Here is a 17,958-nt window from a genome sequence, read left to right on the forward strand (position 1 = left end):
AATTCGTTAAATAATTTAGTATAATTGATGCCTATCTACGCCTAGTTGTTTTTTTTGCTTTGGAATTTTTTTTAGCTGGTTTTCTCTTTACAACCTTTTTCTTTGCTACTGCCTTTTTATCTGGTTTTCTCTTTACAACCTTTTTCTTTGCTACTGCCTTTTTAGATGGTTTTCTCTTTACAACCTTTTTCTTTGCTACTGCCTTTTTAGATGGTTTTCTCTTTACAACCTTTTTCTTTGCTACTGCCTTTTTAGATGGTTTTCTCTTTACAGTCTTTTTCTTTGATTTCTTTTTTTCATTTTCTTTGAGGTTTTTTAATTTCTCAATCTCCTCTTGAATAACTTTGATCTCTTCACGAATGTATTTTTGAGGGTCTAGCTTTGAATGTATGAAATCAACAATTTTCAAATAATCGACTCCCTTATCTGTACGAACTAAAAATAATTCATTGGAATTTATTGGAACGCTGATAAGTATGGCCTTTTCAAATTCTGTGATTGCTGATCTCTCTTTACCAATCTTGTATGCCAAATTAGTAAAAATGTCTCTTTTTTGTATGGCATAATGAATTGACATTTTACTTTCATCTCCGATCAATAATTGTTCTACATTTTCTTTATATCCTCCAGAAACTATTTCTCCTTTGACATTTACCACTGCTGCAAACTTTACTTGTGGTAGTAGGTCAAGAACTTGTTTTGTTAATTCATTGTAATCAGCAGTCAATTTTTACTCCTATATTCTCTCTCTACAAACATACCTTGTTGCAGTAATTTTTGTATATAATCTAAGGTGTTTGATTGCTTATTCTATGCTTTTCTCTGCTGCGTCATTGCTTTTTTTTGTTCTTTCCTGTATTCCATTTTCAGCCAAATCGGTGTAATGATTGTGGTCACTGCAACCATTATCACAATTGTGGAATAAACTTCTGATGTGAGAATTCCTGCTGTAACTCCAACCCCTGCAACAATTAATCCTACCTCTCCTCTGGAAATCATTCCTATTCCTACTCTCATCCCTTGAGCTTTATTTTTCAAAAAGAACATTGCAGGCAATCCGCAACCAAATAATTTCGTCACAATTGCCACTACAATAACTATTCCACTTAACATCAAAATGTTCAGATCTACTGCCCTTAGGTCTACTTGGGCACCGATAATTGCAAAGAATAATGGTGCAAAAATTAATCCTATTTTTCCAATATAGTTCTCTACTTTTTCAAACACCTTGGTGGTAGAAAGTGCCATTCCCACTGCAAATGCCCCCACAATCGGGGATAATCCTATAGATCCTGCAAGCGCCGCTGCTCCAAAGAACGATGCAGTGGCAATACCCTCTACACTGCCTTTTGCCTTCCATAATCTTGGTGTGATGATCTTTGGAATTACAACTACTGCGACAACTAGCATTACGGCAAAGAATCCTAAAACTTGTAAAATTGTAATTACTACTTCTGTGATGTCAATACTATCGACTCCTCCATCTGATCCTGCAATTGATGATACCACTGATAAGACTGCAATTGCTAAAATGTCATCGACTACTGCTGCACCTATGATTAATCTAGCTTCTGGAGCTTTGATTTTTCCAAATTCACTTAACACTTGAATTGAAATTGCGATACTTGTTGCAGTAAGTGCCGTTGCAATCAACATTGATTGTAATGCATCAAACCCAAACATTTGGAATACTGCAAGACCTGCAAAGAATGGAACCACAACTCCTAATGTACCAACTGTAAATGATGCTTTTCCTCCTTTAAGAAATTCTTTTGGTGTCATTTCCAATCCTGCCATAAACAAAATTACTATAGCTCCCATTTCTCCGAGAATTTTGATTTCATCATTAATGTGAAGTAATTGTCTTCCATCTACTACAAAGAATGCACCTAGTGCAAATGGACCTACGATCATTCCAGCTAACAATTCTCCTAAAACAATTGGCAGTTTCAATCTTAGGAACAGCTCTGCCATTAATTTGGCTGCAAAAAGAAGAATTCCTACACCGATAATTGTTTCAATGAATTGTGCCTCTGCCATCTTTTCCTGATAGGTGTTGAAAAATCTGTCATATAAGATGATATTGTATTGAAAATTATTTTGTTGTTAAATTAAGCAATTTTTATAGAATTTATAAAAACACCTTTTTTAGAAACGATCTGTCCTATCTCCTGACTCACAATCTTATGTTTTTTGAATATTGATTTGATTCTGCTTAACTGATCTTTTGGAGCAACCACGCAGAATCCTACTCCCATGTTAAATGTCTTGTACATTTCTTCTGCTTTCACTCCTTGTTCTTCTATTAACCCCATGATAGGTGGAATTTTAGGTAGTGAGTCTATCTCATATCCTATGTTTTTGAGGCGTAGCAACTTAGTAAATGACCCTCCCGTAATATGTGCAAATCCATTGACTTTGCATTTTTGATTGATCTCAAGAACTGGTTTGGTATAGATTTCTGTAGGTTTGAGCAATGCATCCCCTATAACTCCTACCCCTTTGACTTTGTCTTTTACGGAATATTTTGTTAATAATGCTTTTCTTGCAAGTGAGTATCCGTTTGAATGAATTCCTGAACTATTTACTCCGATAATTACATCTCCTGCTTTGATTTTATTTCCAAGAACCATCTCTTTTTTATCCAATAACCCTACAACCATCCCTGCTAAATCAAACGCAAATCCTTTCCCTTCGATTACATCTGGCATGATTGCTGTTTCTCCTCCCACAATTGGCATTGCTGATTTTTTTGCACCTGTTACCAGTCCCTCTACAATTTTTTTGAATATTGTTACATCATTTTTATTTGCAGCAATATAGTCTACAAATGAAATTGGTGTTGCGCCAATACAGATTATATCATTTACATTCATTGCAACACAATCAATCCCAATCGTGTTGTATTTCTTCATCATGTTTGCAATCACTACTTTGGTTCCAACACCATCAGTATGTGTTGCTAATAGTTTTCCCCCCGGAATTTCTACAATTCCTGCATAATGACCAAAACCGTGTGTCATCTTTGCTTTTCTCTGGAGTTTGTGAGTTGATGCAATTAATTTTCCAATTGCTTTTTGGCTTTGTTTAATTTTAGAAATATCCACACCTGCTTTTTTGTAGGTTAGAGTCATAGTTTGTTGCGCATCTGTTATGAATAAAAGAATTTGCCCTGTGTTTCGATCACATGTACATTCCAGATATCTCTTCTCGGTGCTCTGCATATTTCTGAGATAATTCGCTGAATTCGGTATTGATTCTATCTTTTTGTTTTTGTAGTTCTGATGTATCAATTTTCATATCGTAAAATCGATTTAATGCTTCAATCAGTGTTGCCGCTGCTGCTGAATCTGGTGCCTCTTTGTTTGCCCTTGCCAATAGAGTTAATCCTTGAATTTCTCTTACTAGGCACTCATTTAGTATGCCTCCTGGAATCCCTGTGATGAATCCCTGTGGAATCATGCTGATGTCTTTGTCTGCCATTGTTCTAACTAGGTCTTCTTCTGCTGCACAGTATGCTTTACCGTCGTGTTCCGTACTTGCAACTCCGTCTAAAATCACAATTTCTTTGGAGCCTTTCTGAGCTGCCCAATCTAAAATGGATGATACTAGCGTGTATAGACCCTCCATTCTCAATGTTATCTCACAAATAATTGCACAAACGGTTCCTTCTTTATTTACATAAAATCGAAATGGATGTCGTAATCTACCTCTCATAAAAACAGTTGATGGTGGAAGATACTTTGATCTCATCACTGCTATTTCTTGCATCTCTAATTCGGTAATGATGTGATTTATTGCAACTGGTCCTACTAGACCTGCACCAACAAATCCTGCAAAAATTATGGGATTTTTTAATTCGGTCTTTTTGATTTCAAAGACTTCGGCTTCAGGAAATTCTTTTTGCACTGCTTTCGTCGATTTGTTCTGTCTAATTACTTTACTGACGAAGCATTTGATGAGTTAATTGTGAAAAAAGAGTGATGTGTTTATTGGTTCTTTTTGCCTTTCTTTGCTTCTCCCGTTATGTCTCCTACAATTTCTTCTAACAAATCCTCTACAGTTATTATTCCCAATAGTTTCTCTTGCTCATCTATCACAATTGCCATATGCATATCTTTTTTCTTGAGTTCTATGAGGAGGTCGCTTATTTTTTCATTTGAATATACAAAAAATGGATCTCTTGCAATTTTTTCTATTCTTGTTTTTTTATATTTTTTTTCAGGTATATTAAAAATATCTAAAATATGTAATATGCCTGTAATTTTATCTTGTGTTTTTGAAAAAACAGGTATGCGTGAGAATCCTTTATCTTCAATTTTTGATATGACTTTTGATAATGTACATTGCCCTTCCAATGAAAATACGTTGTCTTTTGGAGTCATGACATCTTGAATTGGTTTATCATCAAATTCTAATGCATTATGTACAAGGTCTCTTTCTTCTTTCTCTATTGCCTTTTCTGTATATCCCATATCTATAATTTCTTTAATTTCTTCCTCAGTGATTGGTCTTGGTCTTGGAGAATGTCCTCCAGAAATCTTCAATATGGAAATGATGAGGTATTCTAAAGCTTTGACAAATGGATACATGACATAAGTAAATGCTAGTAACACTCTGCTGAATCTAAGGGACACTTTTTCAGGATTAACATTACAATATGTTTTTGGTAATATCTCACCAAAAACTAAAATCACAAATGTCATTATTCCAATTATTATTGCAACTCCTTGACTTCCCAGTAATTTTATTGCGACATCTGCAGCAAGAACTGATGATGCAACATTTACCAATGTATTTCCGAGATTTACACTGGAGGTCATCATGACTGGATTCATTTTCAACCTGTACAGGGGAGATGATCCTGGAATCTTTTTTCGATATAGTCTGATTACTTTGGAGCGTCTAACTCCAACTATTGCAATCTCAAGACCGCTAAAAAGCGCATAAAATCCTATGAGTATTATTATTCCAATTATCTCTATTTCCACAAATTCCATCTATTAATACTAATTTCCTGAAAAGTTAAATGATTTTAAGAAAACCATTCTTGAAAACATCTATTCGTATTTTGATAAGACATTTGCATTGCTAATGTCTGTGATGTGTATTTGATTATTTTTTACATTTATTTTATTATCATTACTGGTTTTTTGGATTTATGGACTACTTTGTATGATACACTTCCTAACAGTATCTCTTCAGCATGACCATGTCCATGTGATCCCATTATTATTAATTCGATGCCTGCTTTTTTGTCTTCTGCATATTTTATAATTTCATTTTCTGGATTTCCAAATAGTGTTTTTTTTGCAAAACTTATCTTGTTTTGTTGACATCGTTTCTCTGCATTTTCTAAAATTGTCTGTCCGTATTTTGTCATCTTTGTCTTGTATCCTTGAGTTGATATTGATGAAAGTGGATTTAGAAGATCATCTATTGGAGAAGGTGTATCATCTGAAGGCACTACAAAAATTCCGATTATTTTTGAATTTGTAAATTTCGATAAATTTATTGCATAGTTTAGAGCTCGAATTGAAAATTTAGAACCATCTAGTGGAACCAAAATTTTTTGTGGTTTTTTCTTTGGAATCTTATAATCTGTCTTTTTTTTGCTTTTTTCATTATTTCTATTGTTTTCACACTTGTTTTTAAATTAAAATGGCTAGTTGAAATTCAATCTTGAAATTATCTGTCTTCTCATATGATTTCACTAGGATTGAATTAGCATACGTAATCGTTTTTTTGCATGAACAGATTCAACATGACTCTTCCCTTCTCAGTGATTGTGTAAATCACATTTGCGCCCACTGCTTCCTTTTCGATGAATTTGTAATCTACACACAAGTGTAAATAATTCAAAAATGATTTTTTCATTCTTATTTTTGACTTTGAATACAAATCAGAAAATGTCATAGGATTGCCTCTTAATTGATATAATAATTTCAATAAAGATAACGTACTGTAGTCTTTTGTTCTTGCTTTTACTGCATCAAGAATTTGCTCATCTCTATGTATGATAAAATCCTCAAATTGGTCTGCCACTTCTAGTGGTACATATGTCAATCTTGCTCTCATGATACCGTATAGTACGGTACATTACCTTATTAGTCTTTAACTTGAGCTTTATTGATCTTCTCAGCTGGTTTTTTTACACTTGTTTGTACCTAGATCGGTTTTTTAGAATTAGCTTGAGTTGTTTGAATTGTGAAATTATAGTATATCACCTGATTTAAACAACCAACACCCAAAATCAATCTGTGGAAATTGCGATAAGTGCAATGCTGACCATTGTGGGGTTGGCCATGCTATGCTTTGGTGGCAACTGGCTAGTTAGTGGTGGTGTAGCAATTGCAAGAAAATTTCGTATTAGTAATTTAGTAATTGGAATGACTATTGTGGCATATGGTACTTCAACTCCTGAGCTTGCAGCAAGTGTTGCAGCAGCTGGAGAACACAGTGCGATAATTCTTGGAAATATAGTTGGAAGCAATATTGCAAATGTTGGCATGGTAATCGGAGTTGCTGCCATCCTTATTCCTCTAGCTGTAAACAAATCTGTTTTAAGAAAAGAAATTCCAATCATGCTTGGGGTTTCAGTTCTTTTGGTTTTAATTTCAATTGATGGGGAACTCTCTCAATATGATGGTATTTTGTTGCTTGCTGGGTTGGGTGTGTTTGGATACTATACATTCAAAGATGCAATGAAACAAAGATCCGAAAACAAAGAAGAACTTCAACAGAATACAAATAATGTTTATTTAAAATCTGCCGGATTAATTGGAATTGGTATTGCTCTTCTGTATGTGGGTGCAATACTTACAGTTGACAATGCAGTAATTTTGGCAAAAGAATTTGGGTTGTCTGAGACAATAATTGGTTTGACCGTTATTGCAATTGGAACATCTCTACCAGAATTAATCACATCAATTATCGCAATCAAAAAGGGTCATGGTGATATTGGCGTTGGAAATATAATTGGAAGTAACATTTACAATATTTTGATGATCATGGGTGTTGGTGCAGCCCTTGGTGGCGTGGTTGTGGGTACTGATGTTTATGTCGATTATACAATCATGATAATCTTTAGTTTGTCATTACTACTTGCGCTTAAATCTGGAATTATTAGCAGATCTGTAGGTGTTTGTCTTACAATTGGGTATGTGGCGTATCTGGTAGCCACGTTTTTCAAGTAATTCGTGCCTAAATTTTAGGTTTAGATGGAATTTATTGAGACTTTCTCTGTCTTTATTGATGGTGTAATTGATGGCAGGGATGCCCATTGAATAACATTTTGTTGATTATTTCCAACTGCTGAAATATTTTTGATCATTGTAGGAAGACTGTGAATTATCCTCACTGATCTTCCTGGACCTATTATTTTCCCATTTTCTATAATTTTAATTCCACTTCTTGCTGTACATGAAAAATCCCCTCTGATTGGATTCACTGCATACGTATACCACAATCTTCCTACCAACAATCCGTGTTTTGTTTCTTTAATCATCTCTTCTTGTGATTGATCTCCTGGAATGACTGTGAGATTATGTATGGCTGACATTGGAATTGGCTCTGAACTTCTTCCCATTGGTGATCCTGGACGTAATGCATTACCTGTTGATTCTTTTCCTTCTTTGTAACTATCAAAAAGATTTGAATATGTATTTTTAAAAATCCCTTTTTTTATCAAATCTCTTTTCTTTGTTACTACTCCTTCATCATCTACTGATTTTGTTCCAATCCCTTCTGGAATGTGTGGATCATCAATTAAACTGAATTGCTCCACTGCAATTTCTTTTCCATGTTTTTCTGAAAAACAACTCTTTTTCTCTGAAAATATTTTGAAATTAAAATTTGCAGCCACTACAAATGCTAATAATTCCCCAACAGAGTATGGTTCAAAAATTATAGAATACGAATCTGAATTGATTTTTTGCGGATTAATTGATTCTATACACATTGTCTTTGCATCGTTTCCAATTCTCTCTGCAGAAAAATTCGTTAACGTTCTTCCACTGGCATGTCCTATTCCTGACACTGGTATCTCTCCGTATTCTGATTCTGCATTAATTATTCCTGAAATGTATGTGGCTTTGTCGTTGAAATTTAATCCATTTGAATTCATCAGTTCAAAATTTTCTGATACTATGTTAAGCGATCCTGTAATCGTACTTATCTTATCGCTAAGAGACGAATTAATCATATTTTGTGCGATATCAATGACTTTTGAGCCTGAAATCTGATCTAGTTTCTCATCAAATGTGCCCTCCAATATTTTATGTTCTGAATCATGTGGTAATCCTTTCCAAAATTCACGTGTTTTGAGGTTTCCAAATGTTTTAAATCCATTATCTATGGTCTTTTCTATTTCTTCCTCGTTTGTTGTTTGTATTGATGCAATTTTTTTGTCCTGAATTAGCCTGATGCCAAAACTCTCATCAAAATTCTGTTTGATTTCTACAATTTCTGAATCTGTGATTCTGACTGTTGTTATTTTTTCTTTACTCTTACTATATCGCATTCATCAATTCCAATTTTGTTTGAATGATAAAGTGCCTTTTCTAAGGCTGACAAATTATTGCTTCCTTGGATTTTTGTAATTGAATTTGTTTATTTTTATCAATTCCACATAAGAGCCAAACTGGGTATCTGCAACCTTATCTAATTTGTCTTCCACGTTTTCGTCTCCGTCAAACTTTTTTAGAATTTCATAATGGGTATTTCTTTCTGCTGGAATTCTTCCGATCTCTTTTACTGCTCTTCTAATTTCTTTTGGTTTTAACAATTGACCATATTCTGAACCTGCCGAAGTTGAGATGCTTTCATTGATTAGAGTTCCTCCGAAATCGTTTGCTCCCCACATAAGTAACAGTTGAGACATTTTTTGTCCTTCTTTTACCCATGACATCTGAATGTTGTTAATGTAATTATTCAACATGATTCTTGCTATGGCATGTGTGAGTAACACATCATTTCCGCTTCCTCCTTGTCTGATACCTTCATGCAATTCATGTTTGTACATTGGTGCCTCTGTGTGGATGAAATTCAAAGGAACAAATTCTGTAAATCCTCCTGTTTCTTTTTGAATGTCTCTTAATTTTGCAATGTGTTTTACTCTGTCTTCTAATGTTTCAACATGACCAAACATCATAGTTGAAGTTGTGTTAATTCCAATTTTGTGAGCACTTTTGATGACTGTTTCCCAGTCTTCTACACTAATTCTTCCAGGAGATATCTTGTCTCTCAATTTTTGATCTAGTATTTCTGCAGAAGTCCCTGGAAGTGTGTCTACTCCGGCTTCTTTCATTCTTTTCAAAAATTCTTGAATTGATACATTCGAACGGGTGGCTCCGTATAGTATTTCTTCAGGAGAAAACCCATGAATGTGGATATCTGGAATCTCTTTTTTGATATCTCTGCAAATATTTTCATATACATCTCCCTTCATATCTGGTGGAAGTCCTGCCTGGATGCAGACTTCGGTTGCCCCTAACTGATATGCTTCTTTTGCTCTGCGAACAATCTCTTCGTTAGGTAAAAAATACCCTTCTTCTTCTCTAAAGTCTCTACTAAATGCACAAAACCCACATTGTTTAATGCAGACATTTGTAAAATTGATATTTCTATTAACTACATAAGATACTATGTCTCCTACCCTTCTTCTTCTTAATTCATCTGCAACTAGGCCTACTAAATGAAAATCTGTCCCCTTGGCGTTAAATAACACTAATCCATCATCAGCAGATATTTCCTTCTCTGATAGTGCATTGTTTAGAATATCTGAAACTATAGGATCAGTGTTTTTCAAAAGCGAATCTATGTTGATTGTCATCTCCAAAACTCCTCTTTTACTAATCCTTCCTCATCTTCAATGACTGATATCTTATCTCTTAACTCTTTGCCAATCAAAGAAAAATATTCTGGGTATATTGGGAATCTACATTTTAAATCAAAACCCGCATTCTTTGAATTCTCATCTATTTTGTTAATCTCAGGCCAAGAAAATTCCGGATTCACAAAATCTGGTGTCAATGGCGATATGCCTCCCCAATCGTTTATTCCAATTGATAAGAAACTTTGGTATGATTTTGGAGATAAATTTGGAGGAATTTGTATGTTCATCTCCGGCATGATGATTCTAGATAATGCGACAACTAATTTGAAATATTTTTCATCTGCTGATGGCTCATCTCTCATTTTGGTATCTTGTTTTGGTTGAAAATTTTGTAAAATTACCTCTTGAATATTTCCATGTTTGTCGTTGAGTTTTTTTATTGCAAACAATGAATCAATTACCTCATCCATTGTTTCCCCAATTCCCACTAGTATTCCTGTAGTCATTGGAATTCCTAATTTTCCAGAATTTTCTAAAATTTCTAATCTTGCTTTTGGTCTTTTACTTGCTGCCAAATAATGAGGCATTCCTCTTTCTGTTAATCGCTCACTTACATTTTCAAGCATTATTCCCATTGATACATTAGTTTTTTTCAACTCTTTCATTTCTTCATAGTTTAGATTGCCTGCATTTGTATGTGGAAATAACCCTGTTTCTAATGCAAGTTCTGAAGCATGAATTAGATATTCCGCCGTAGTCTTGAATCCATTTTCTCTTAGCCAGTCCCTTGCCTCTTGATATCTTTGTTCAGGTTGCTCCCCTGTGACAAATAAGGCTTCAACACATCTGTATTTTTTTGCTAGTAGTAGTAACTCTGAAATTTGTTGTTTTGACATCAAAGAAAGCTTTGCTTCTCCTGGTTCTGATTTGTAAGTACAATATGAACACGTATCCTTACATAGATTGACAATGTTGAAAAATGCCTTTTTAGAAAATGTCACTGTATTTTGTTTGTATTTTTTTCTTAAAATTTGAGATACAGAAAACAAATCATTTGGATTTTTTACTGATTTTTGATAAATTTCAATTGCCTCTTGACGAGATATTTGTTTATTTTCTAAAATTTTGTTTAAACTCTCAGAATCAAAGACAAGATTGTTCAACAGAAGAATTTCTTTCTAGGAAGTATTTATGCTTGTATCGAACTAATTCCCATTTGGTCTTTCTTGAAGCACAATTGTGATGTTTGTTGTTCTTCCATCTCTTAAAACTTCTAAAACCATTTCATCACCTACTGATTTTGCTCGTTGAAGATGAATCAAAATATCGTCGATTTTTCTAACTTCTTTTCCATCTACTGCCAAAATTATGTCTCCCCCTACTGGATAGTTTACTCCATCAACATTGATAGTTTTATCTGAACCAATTAGTCCTGCTTTTGATGCTGGGCTGTTCTCTACAACTGTAATCACTAGAAATCCGATTGCGTCTTTTAGATTCAAAACCTCTGCCATATCTGGATCAATATCTCTGCCTGAAATTCCAATCCATGGATGTTTGTATTCTCCTTTTTCTACTAAAGTTGGAACAATTTTAGCTACTGTTTGTGATGGAATGGCAAAGCCCACTCCTGTGAATTCCCCTGTAGCTGATTGTATTGCAGTATTAATCCCGACAATTTCTCCACGCATGTTAAGTAGTGGCCCTCCAGAATTCCCTGGGTTAATTGCAGCATCTGTTTGGATTACATCTGGAATGGAATATCCTGATCCTGAGGGTAACAGTCTCCCTAGTTGGCTTACAATGCCTGAAGTCATGGACCCTGATAATCCAAATGGATTTCCAATTGCTGCAATACCTTCGCCGACTTTAAGATTTGATGAATCTCCAATTGATAGTGGACGTAATAATGCTAAATCTGCATTGACTTTGATCACTGCTAGATCTGTATATTCATCTGCTCCAATAATTTCAGCATTATATGATCTGCCATCAAGAAATGTGACCACTACTTTGTTTGCATTTTTTACTACATGGGCATTTGTAATGATGTGTCCTTTTTTGTCAAACACAAAACCTGATCCTACCCCGTTTTTCACATCTTCGGATTCGCCTCTTTGAACATTTACTCTAACTACACCTGGTTCTGATTTTTCAAAAATTTCAATCAACGACAATTCATTTGAAAATAGTGAAGTTGCCTCTGCAATTACGTTATTTGGTGGTTCTTCATTAGTTGGAATGATTTCGGGTTTCAATGATTCTGGTGGATAAACAAATAACACTGCAACAACTGCAATTACAATTGCGGCTCCTATGGCCCCACCTACAAACATTCCTGATTTGTCCATGAGATTTTTTATTTCTAATTTTCTATCTAAAAGGCTTGCTATACGCTAATTGAACTCTGAGAATGATCCTTCATCGAATAGCTTCTTCCTCTCCACGTAACTGCCGATGTTCTTTTGGCTTGTAACAACCCGCTCAAAAATCCCAAAACCACCACTAGACTTCCCAATGGTGCAAACAATGCATATCTTAATTTTAATCCCAACCCTATTTTCACTTCTACTATTGCTCCAATGTAAATTAGAATCGAAGTAACAGCTGATGTTACACAAAGCATTTTTGCAGATATTGTTTCAACTGATAATGCTACAGATGATGCGAATATTGGAAATGGGGCAAATAGTAAAAATACAATTGCAAAAAATATTCCGATTGCTATTTTTCCACTTTGAAGATATAATGGAACCATTAGTCGTTTCAATGCATTCCATAAAGTTACCTTGTCTCGTGCCCAAACAGCCTCAATCAGATGTTCTGCGCGCACCATTTTTATCTTGTATCCTAACTCCTTTACTTTTTTCCCAAGTGCACCATCTTCAATAATCTCTTGTTTTACTCCTTCATGCATTCCAATTTCTTCATATGTACTTTTTTTCAGAATAAAAAAACTACCAAAAAAATAACCTGTTTTCTTTTTTGGATTGTTAACATTTAGTGCTGAAAATCTGGTATGCAAAAATGTTGAAATCATTGGAAGTGTAATGTTTGTCCAAAAATCAAATGTTGCCATTTTTGGAATCGCTGACAATGCATCTAAACTAAAAGTATTCAAATGTGATACAGCTAATGTTATGACATTCTGAGCATGTTTTGTATCTGCATCTGTGAATAACAATAATTCTCCTGTTGCTTTTTTGTAACCTTCCATACATGCCCAATTTTTACCAATCCATCCTTCTGGTTTTGGTTTTGCTGAAACTGGAATTATTTTGGGATTCTTTTTTGCATACTCTGAAATTATTTCTCCTGTTGAATCTTCTGATGAATCATCAATTACAATTATTTCATAATTTTCATAATCTTGTTTAATAAGAGAATCCAAACATTTTCCAATAAACTCTTCTTCATTTCTAGCTGGCAATATTATGGAGACTTTGGGGTTTGTTTTTGATGTGTTTTTAAATTTGTCCAAGTATGGTGTTAATCTAAAAGAATCTGTCATTGATTTAATTAGGAATATCCATGTCCCGCAAATCCCGATCAAAATTGCAACTAGAGAATAATTGAAAATATCTATGATTAAATCCATGAAACCTATCTCTCGATTTCTTCTTTGATGCTTTGCATGGCCTGCTCTGTTCCACTTTTGATGTGTTTTTTGATCATTCCTGTAAACATGCCCATCATTCCAGTTAGTTTAATGTCCCAATGTGTTGAGAGTATGGTTTTATCCTCTTTGGCTGAGAGCGATACTATTTTTTCACCATCGATGATTCCCTTGGTGAATCTTGCCTCTATCTTCTCTTTAGGATAAATTTTCACTTCTTGCAAGCATTTTTGATCTCTAAATGCTATGGTCACTTCTCTTTTTACAGTGTTTTCTTCTTTGGAAATGTTTCTCACTTCCTTGGTTCCTTTCCAAAACTTTGGCTCATTATCAATATCTGAGACGACGTCCCACACTTTGTCTATACTTGCATTAATTTCAATTTCGACATCTATTATAGCCATGATCTATGAACATTTGTGCCGCATTAAATATATTAGATTCCAACAACAATTGAAGTAGACTGTGATGGGTAACATGCCTAAAATCCGGAACATTAACTCCAGTTCCAATGGCGTTTGCCATTCTTCCGTCACAGTCACTTAAAATTTGAAAGAAAATGAAACCAACAAAATACATGCCAAAAATTGAAACTTTAGATGGTGCTGGTTTTTGGAAAAATGCCTATGCACATCAACGTGGAAAATTGTTGAAAAAAGTTAATGTTCCTGAGGATCAAATTGTTGAATTAGTTAACAAAAAGTATATGGAAATTCCAGCTGCTCTAAGATATGAAATTGAAACTAGTGGGATTAATAAAAAAGATTTACAATGATATTCGAAATTCATTTTAACGGGAAAGATTAGGAGTTAACATGTCTACGGTATCTTATGATGATTTTGCAAAATTAGATCTTAGGGTCGCAAAAATTATTGCAACTGAACCTATTGAGGGTAAATCAAGAATCATCAAAGGTACAATTGATTTAGGAGATGGTGATCAACGCGATGTAATTATTGGAGGCGCACAATATTTTCAACCTGAAGATATTGTGGGAAAAACTGTAATTGTTCTTGCAAATCTTGAACCTAAAAAAATGGCTGGTGTAGAATCCAACGCGATGTTGTTGGCAGCAGATGTTGATGATAAACCATTTTGGTTAACTGTTGTTGAAGATGTTCCACTAGGTAGCCCAATAAAATAATCATTATAATTAAAATTAAAAATTTATGAAAATAGGTTTTGACTTATGATGTGTTAATCATAAATCATCAATTTTTTCTCTTCTAGTAATGCATGTAAGTTATTTACAGAACGATACACGTCTGGTTCTTGTTTGGCCCCTGTACATACTAGCTTTCCTGATGAGAAAAGCAAAATCACTGTCTTTGGGTCTAACATTCTATGGATGAGTCCTGGAAATTGTTCTGGCTCATACATACTTCGTGGCAAAGTTCTTGCAGCTTGCTCTAGATGGATTTTTCCACCTAAATTGATTGATGCAACAATATTTTGAATTGTCACTACTGCGTCTTTTTTGACTTTGATTCCTCCTTTGCGAAGTTTTTGTACAACTGTTTTTACTGCCTTTCTAGCCATTTCTTCAGATTTTGAACCAGTACATACCATTTTACCTGAAGTGAAAATCAAGGTTGCAGTCTTTGGAGTCTTTAATCTGAACACAAGTCCAGGGAATTGATCCGGATGATACTCTACATCTGGAAATGTCCTTGTGATCTCATTCAAATCCATTTTTTGCATTACGTCTGCTGAAGCTACAACATTTTCTACACTTACGATAGGTTTTGTTTGTGGCATATTCGGCTTTTTTTGTATTTTTACTATAATAAAAGCACTCGCCATTAGTCAGCCTTGAAAACACATCTTCATTATTCCTGTATTTGATCTGATCTTTGAAATTGGGACGAATGCTTTAATTTGGTTCTGAGAATGGTTGATTCTAGTGAATTTTACAAATTTTGATTTTGATCAGTTGTTTTCGATGAGTGATGATACAAATCCCCTGATGATGCTCGTTTGGATTCTTCCGATAATTCTTTTTGTATTTTACGGACAACAAATACAGCTTTTTGTTACATCAAGGGAAATTAAAAAAGGAATTGCAAAATTAGATAGTTTCAGAGAAGAATCTCGAACTGAATTAATCAATTATCTTAAAAATAATCTCAAAGTAAAAGATGACCATTTAAAAAAAATTGATAAATTTTTAGATTATTTTACTATCATGCCAGTTGACATGGATCCTAACGGCATTGTTGACAAAGTACAACACACAGTTAGATCTAGAGAGGATTACACTAGAACTCATGTAAAATCAATGTCTCTTGAAATGAGTGACATTGAATTAACCAAAGTCCAAACATTACTTGAAATTGCATCTTCCTTACAAATGATATACAAAATCATTAATCACATGTTCTTGACTGCTAAAAAACAAAACAACTATCCTTTAATTTTACCATTGCAAATGATTCTGCCTTTTATAATGGAACAAGCAGAGGCAATGAAAGATGCAATTCCTGCATTCAAATCTGGTCAGCCAGTAGGTGATGGAATTGGCCCAATGGTTGTTGGAAAAATGATGTTAGAACACCAAAAAGAAAATATTGCATTTCAAACATCTCTTTCACAAATTGATTTTGAAGGTAGAAAATTATTCCTTTTAAAAGCTGAAGGTCCTGGCTCTACAGTTGGAAGACCTGCAGATGCCCTAGAAACAATTACTATGAAAAATAAAATTGATGCAATAATTATGGTTGATGCTGCATTGAAAATGGAAGGTGAAGATTCAGCAACCACTGCTCAAGGATTCGGTGCTGCCATTGGAGGTATTGGCACTGAAAGATTTCAAATCGAGGCAATTGCTACAAGTAAAAAAATCCCCATCTTCTCTATTGTGATAAAACAATCTGTCAAAGAAGCAATCACTTTGATGACAAAAGAAATTGCTGATACTGCTGAAGATGTACGTGCACAAGTATTTGAGATGATTCATGAAAATACTAGTCAGGGACAATCTGTGTTGATCATAGGTGTTGGCAATACTGCGGGAGTCCCACAATGATTTTTTCAAAGAAAAAAATCACCACTGCATATACTGTAGAGAAATGCACTAAATGTGGCACATTGACAAAAAGAAAATTCCATGATGGTGATGTTTTATTTACAAAGTCTACAAAATGCAATTCTTGTGATGGGTTGACTCGAATTGAAAAAATCTTTGGTGAAACTATTGAGCAGTAAATTTTAGTTTATTTTGTTTTGTATTTCACATTACATGTAGGACAAAACCATGATACATCCTCTCCATGCTCTTTGAACATCAATCCTCCACATTTTGGACATGGTCTGATTTCATCACTCACGTTTTTCTACGCCTCTTGATGTTTATTCTACACGAGTAGTTACTATCACTCCATTCTCATTTGGAATGAATGTGTGTTCTGCTTGTGCAACTCTTTGCTCGTTTACTTCAATTAGTATTGGGTATGCTTGAACAGCTTTTTTCTTTACTAAGAAATCTAACAATTCCCGTGCTTTTTTCTCTTCCCATTCATTTGTTAACCATCTTAGTGCAAATGGCAACATATTGCAATTCTCCCAAATAAAATCAAGCATTCTGTCTGCTTCATCATTTTTTGTTTTCTTTCGTGAATTCAACGCGAAAATATTTTTTATTTGTCCGTTTCTCACAAATCCTCCTCCTTGCTCTGTTGTTACAAATGGCTCACATGCATATGCCGAATTTTCTGAAAGTGAAAATCCTCCAATTGACCAAATGTTTGGAATTGATTTTCCTGCATGAATTGTATATTGATCCAATGAATGACCACTAAGATTTGCAATTGGTTTGAATCCCATTTTTTTAATTGTTGTTTCAATGGTTCGTCCTATGTCGCTAGCTTTGACTCCTGTTTTTATCATTGACATTGCATTTGCTAATGCTTCTTCTGCTGCTTGAACCAGTCCGTCAAATTGTGCATCATAACATACAGTCACTGCTGTATCTGCAATATATCCGTCAATCTGTGCCCCCAGATCAATTTTCACTAAATCTGTGTCTTTGATTGTAATTGGATCATTTGGTTCTGCAGTATAGTGCGCTGCAATTTCATTAATACTTGCATTTACTGGAAATGCACATTTTGCACCTCTTTTTTTAATCTCTCCTTCTACCTCTTCACAAATTTCAAAAACTGATTTACCTATCCAGTCTTTTACTCTTACCATCTCTCTTACTTCTGACGCGATTTTTCCTGCTTTGATGTATTGTTCTGTTTGCACGACTTCGATCCTAGTTTTGCCTTTAAAATGATTATCTGTGAAGCTTAAATTGGGCGATTTTCTGGATTTGTTGGGATTGTGGTCTAGCTTGGTATGATTCTGCGTTTGGGACGCAGAGGTCGGGAATTCAAATTTCCCCAATCCCACCATCATCATCTTATTATCAAATCCTTTTCTAATCTAATCGCCGAGCAATGAGGAAGAGTTAGAGTAATGACTTTGAAATGAAGTAAACTAATTGAGTCTGAGCTCCGGCATCTT

The 17,958-nt window shown here is 34.5% G+C and carries 19 protein-coding genes, 1 tRNA gene and 2 pseudogenes; 6 read left to right on the forward strand and 16 right to left on the reverse strand.

Annotation, left to right across the window (positions count from 1 at the left end):
- Nucleotides 1-31 precede the first annotated feature (31 nt).
- The 7 genes from NSED_RS03105 to NSED_RS03135 form a co-directional block, all read right to left on the reverse strand.
- Nucleotides 32-727: a hypothetical protein gene (locus tag NSED_RS03105; RefSeq protein WP_014964788.1), complete on the reverse strand. Its 696-nt coding sequence runs from the start codon at nt 725-727 to the stop codon at nt 32-34.
- Between the two features lie 83 nt (nt 728-810).
- Nucleotides 811-2,040, reverse strand: coding sequence for a cation:proton antiporter (locus NSED_RS03110; protein WP_014964789.1), 1,230 nt, complete (start codon nt 2,038-2,040; stop codon nt 811-813).
- 71 nt (nt 2,041-2,111) lie between these two features.
- Nucleotides 2,112-3,134 carry a phosphoribosylformylglycinamidine cyclo-ligase gene (purM, locus tag NSED_RS03115; RefSeq protein WP_014964790.1) on the reverse strand — a complete coding sequence of 341 codons (1,023 nt, stop codon included), beginning with the start codon at nt 3,132-3,134 and terminating at the stop codon, nt 2,112-2,114.
- Nucleotides 3,135-3,183: 49 nt separating this feature from the next.
- Nucleotides 3,184-3,909 (reverse strand): proteasome assembly chaperone family protein, encoded by a 726-nt coding sequence (locus NSED_RS03120; RefSeq protein WP_014964791.1) that lies wholly within the window; start codon nt 3,907-3,909, stop codon nt 3,184-3,186.
- A gap of 80 nt (nt 3,910-3,989) precedes the next feature.
- The gene (locus NSED_RS03125) at nt 3,990-5,000 is read right to left on the reverse strand and encodes a hemolysin family protein (protein ID WP_014964792.1); all 1,011 of its coding nucleotides are present in this window, start codon (nt 4,998-5,000) and stop codon (nt 3,990-3,992) included.
- Nucleotides 5,001-5,128: 128 nt separating this feature from the next.
- On the reverse strand, nt 5,129-5,566 hold the full coding sequence (locus tag NSED_RS03130) for a universal stress protein (protein WP_014964793.1): 438 nt from the start codon (nt 5,564-5,566) through the stop codon (nt 5,129-5,131).
- A gap of 158 nt (nt 5,567-5,724) precedes the next feature.
- Nucleotides 5,725-6,081, reverse strand: coding sequence for a helix-turn-helix domain-containing protein (locus NSED_RS03135; RefSeq protein ID WP_198007774.1), 357 nt, complete (start codon nt 6,079-6,081; stop codon nt 5,725-5,727).
- Between the two features lie 179 nt (nt 6,082-6,260).
- Here NSED_RS03135 and NSED_RS03140 point away from each other — a divergent pair, with 179 nt between their 5' ends.
- Nucleotides 6,261-7,196, forward strand: a complete 936-nt coding sequence (locus NSED_RS03140; RefSeq protein ID WP_014964795.1) for a calcium/sodium antiporter — start codon at nt 6,261-6,263, stop codon at nt 7,194-7,196.
- Here the strand turns inward: NSED_RS03140 and NSED_RS11070 are convergent.
- The 7 genes and pseudogenes from NSED_RS11070 to NSED_RS03170 form a co-directional block, all read right to left on the reverse strand.
- Nucleotides 7,179-7,283, reverse strand: a pseudogene (locus NSED_RS11070) (hypothetical protein); the annotation flags it as partial. The gene NSED_RS03140 and the pseudogene NSED_RS11070 overlap by 18 nt on opposite strands.
- Before the next feature lie 2 nt (nt 7,284-7,285).
- A pseudogene (locus tag NSED_RS03145) lies at nt 7,286-8,521 on the reverse strand (TldD/PmbA family protein); the annotation flags it as partial.
- A gap of 54 nt (nt 8,522-8,575) precedes the next feature.
- Nucleotides 8,576-9,832, reverse strand: a complete 1,257-nt coding sequence (gene cofH, locus NSED_RS03150; protein WP_014964797.1) for a 5-amino-6-(D-ribitylamino)uracil--L-tyrosine 4-hydroxyphenyl transferase CofH — start codon at nt 9,830-9,832, stop codon at nt 8,576-8,578.
- Nucleotides 9,829-10,998 (reverse strand): 7,8-didemethyl-8-hydroxy-5-deazariboflavin synthase subunit CofG, encoded by a 1,170-nt coding sequence (cofG, locus tag NSED_RS03155; protein ID WP_014964798.1) that lies wholly within the window; start codon nt 10,996-10,998, stop codon nt 9,829-9,831. The genes cofH and cofG overlap by 4 nt, the downstream gene beginning before the upstream one ends.
- Before the next feature lie 42 nt (nt 10,999-11,040).
- Nucleotides 11,041-12,186 carry a S1C family serine protease gene (locus NSED_RS03160; protein ID WP_014964799.1) on the reverse strand — a complete coding sequence of 382 codons (1,146 nt, stop codon included), beginning with the start codon at nt 12,184-12,186 and terminating at the stop codon, nt 11,041-11,043.
- Between the two features lie 38 nt (nt 12,187-12,224).
- On the reverse strand, nt 12,225-13,433 hold the full coding sequence (locus tag NSED_RS03165; RefSeq protein ID WP_014964800.1) for a glycosyltransferase family 2 protein: 1,209 nt from the start codon (nt 13,431-13,433) through the stop codon (nt 12,225-12,227).
- Between the two features lie 5 nt (nt 13,434-13,438).
- On the reverse strand, nt 13,439-13,855 hold the full coding sequence (locus tag NSED_RS03170; protein WP_014964801.1) for a type II toxin-antitoxin system RatA family toxin: 417 nt from the start codon (nt 13,853-13,855) through the stop codon (nt 13,439-13,441).
- Between the two features lie 155 nt (nt 13,856-14,010).
- Here NSED_RS03170 and NSED_RS03180 point away from each other — a divergent pair, with 155 nt between their 5' ends.
- Both NSED_RS03180 and NSED_RS03185 read left to right on the forward strand, forming a co-directional pair.
- Entirely contained in the window at nt 14,011-14,226 is a 216-nt protein-coding gene (locus tag NSED_RS03180; protein WP_014964802.1) for a hypothetical protein, read from the forward strand.
- Nucleotides 14,227-14,266: 40 nt separating this feature from the next.
- Nucleotides 14,267-14,596, forward strand: coding sequence for a tRNA-binding protein (locus NSED_RS03185; protein ID WP_014964803.1), 330 nt, complete (start codon nt 14,267-14,269; stop codon nt 14,594-14,596).
- A 53-nt stretch (nt 14,597-14,649) separates the two neighbouring features.
- Here NSED_RS03185 and NSED_RS03190 read toward each other — a convergent pair whose 3' ends face one another.
- Entirely contained in the window at nt 14,650-15,210 is a 561-nt protein-coding gene (locus NSED_RS03190) for a TATA-box-binding protein (protein ID WP_014964804.1), read from the reverse strand.
- 145 nt (nt 15,211-15,355) lie between these two features.
- Between NSED_RS03190 and NSED_RS03195 the strand changes: the two genes are divergently transcribed.
- Both NSED_RS03195 and NSED_RS03200 read left to right on the forward strand, forming a co-directional pair.
- Entirely contained in the window at nt 15,356-16,477 is a 1,122-nt protein-coding gene (locus NSED_RS03195; protein WP_026090045.1) for a DUF1512 domain-containing protein, read from the forward strand.
- Complete coding sequence (locus NSED_RS03200) at nt 16,474-16,656, forward strand: hypothetical protein (RefSeq protein WP_014964806.1); 183 nt, start codon at nt 16,474-16,476, stop codon at nt 16,654-16,656. Before NSED_RS03195 ends, NSED_RS03200 begins: the two co-directional genes overlap by 4 nt.
- 144 nt (nt 16,657-16,800) lie before the next feature.
- On the opposite strand, the gene map is transcribed toward NSED_RS03200, so the two are convergent.
- Nucleotides 16,801-17,697, reverse strand: a complete 897-nt coding sequence (gene map, locus NSED_RS03205; RefSeq protein ID WP_014964808.1) for a type II methionyl aminopeptidase — start codon at nt 17,695-17,697, stop codon at nt 16,801-16,803.
- A 72-nt stretch (nt 17,698-17,769) separates the two neighbouring features.
- Here map and NSED_RS03210 point away from each other — a divergent pair.
- Nucleotides 17,770-17,846 (forward strand) — tRNA-Pro (locus NSED_RS03210).
- Nucleotides 17,847-17,958: the final 112 nt, after the last annotated feature.

The sequence above is a fragment of the Candidatus Nitrosopumilus sediminis genome (assembly GCF_000299395.1).
In the GTDB taxonomy this organism is placed as follows: Archaea; Thermoproteota; Nitrososphaeria; order Nitrososphaerales; family Nitrosopumilaceae; genus Nitrosopumilus; species Nitrosopumilus sediminis.

Coding starts and splice junctions, on each gene's coding strand:
- NSED_RS03110 (WP_014964789.1), bottom strand. CDS start 2,040: ATGGCAGAGGCACAATTCATTGAAACAATTATCGGTGTAGGAATTCTT.
- NSED_RS03200 (WP_014964806.1), top strand. CDS start 16,474: ATGATTTTTTCAAAGAAAAAAATCACCACTGCATATACTGTAGAGAAA.
- NSED_RS03185 (WP_014964803.1), top strand. CDS start 14,267: ATGTCTACGGTATCTTATGATGATTTTGCAAAATTAGATCTTAGGGTC.
- NSED_RS03160 (WP_014964799.1), bottom strand. CDS start 12,186: ATGGACAAATCAGGAATGTTTGTAGGTGGGGCCATAGGAGCCGCAATT.
- cofH (WP_014964797.1), bottom strand. CDS start 9,832: ATGACAATCAACATAGATTCGCTTTTGAAAAACACTGATCCTATAGTT.
- NSED_RS03125 (WP_014964792.1), bottom strand. CDS start 5,000: ATGGAATTTGTGGAAATAGAGATAATTGGAATAATAATACTCATAGGA.
- NSED_RS03165 (WP_014964800.1), bottom strand. CDS start 13,433: ATGGATTTAATCATAGATATTTTCAATTATTCTCTAGTTGCAATTTTG.
- purM (WP_014964790.1), bottom strand. CDS start 3,134: ATGACTCTAACCTACAAAAAAGCAGGTGTGGATATTTCTAAAATTAAA.
- NSED_RS03180 (WP_014964802.1), top strand. CDS start 14,011: ATGAAACCAACAAAATACATGCCAAAAATTGAAACTTTAGATGGTGCT.
- NSED_RS03190 (WP_014964804.1), bottom strand. CDS start 15,210: ATGCCACAAACAAAACCTATCGTAAGTGTAGAAAATGTTGTAGCTTCA.
- NSED_RS03170 (WP_014964801.1), bottom strand. CDS start 13,855: ATGGCTATAATAGATGTCGAAATTGAAATTAATGCAAGTATAGACAAA.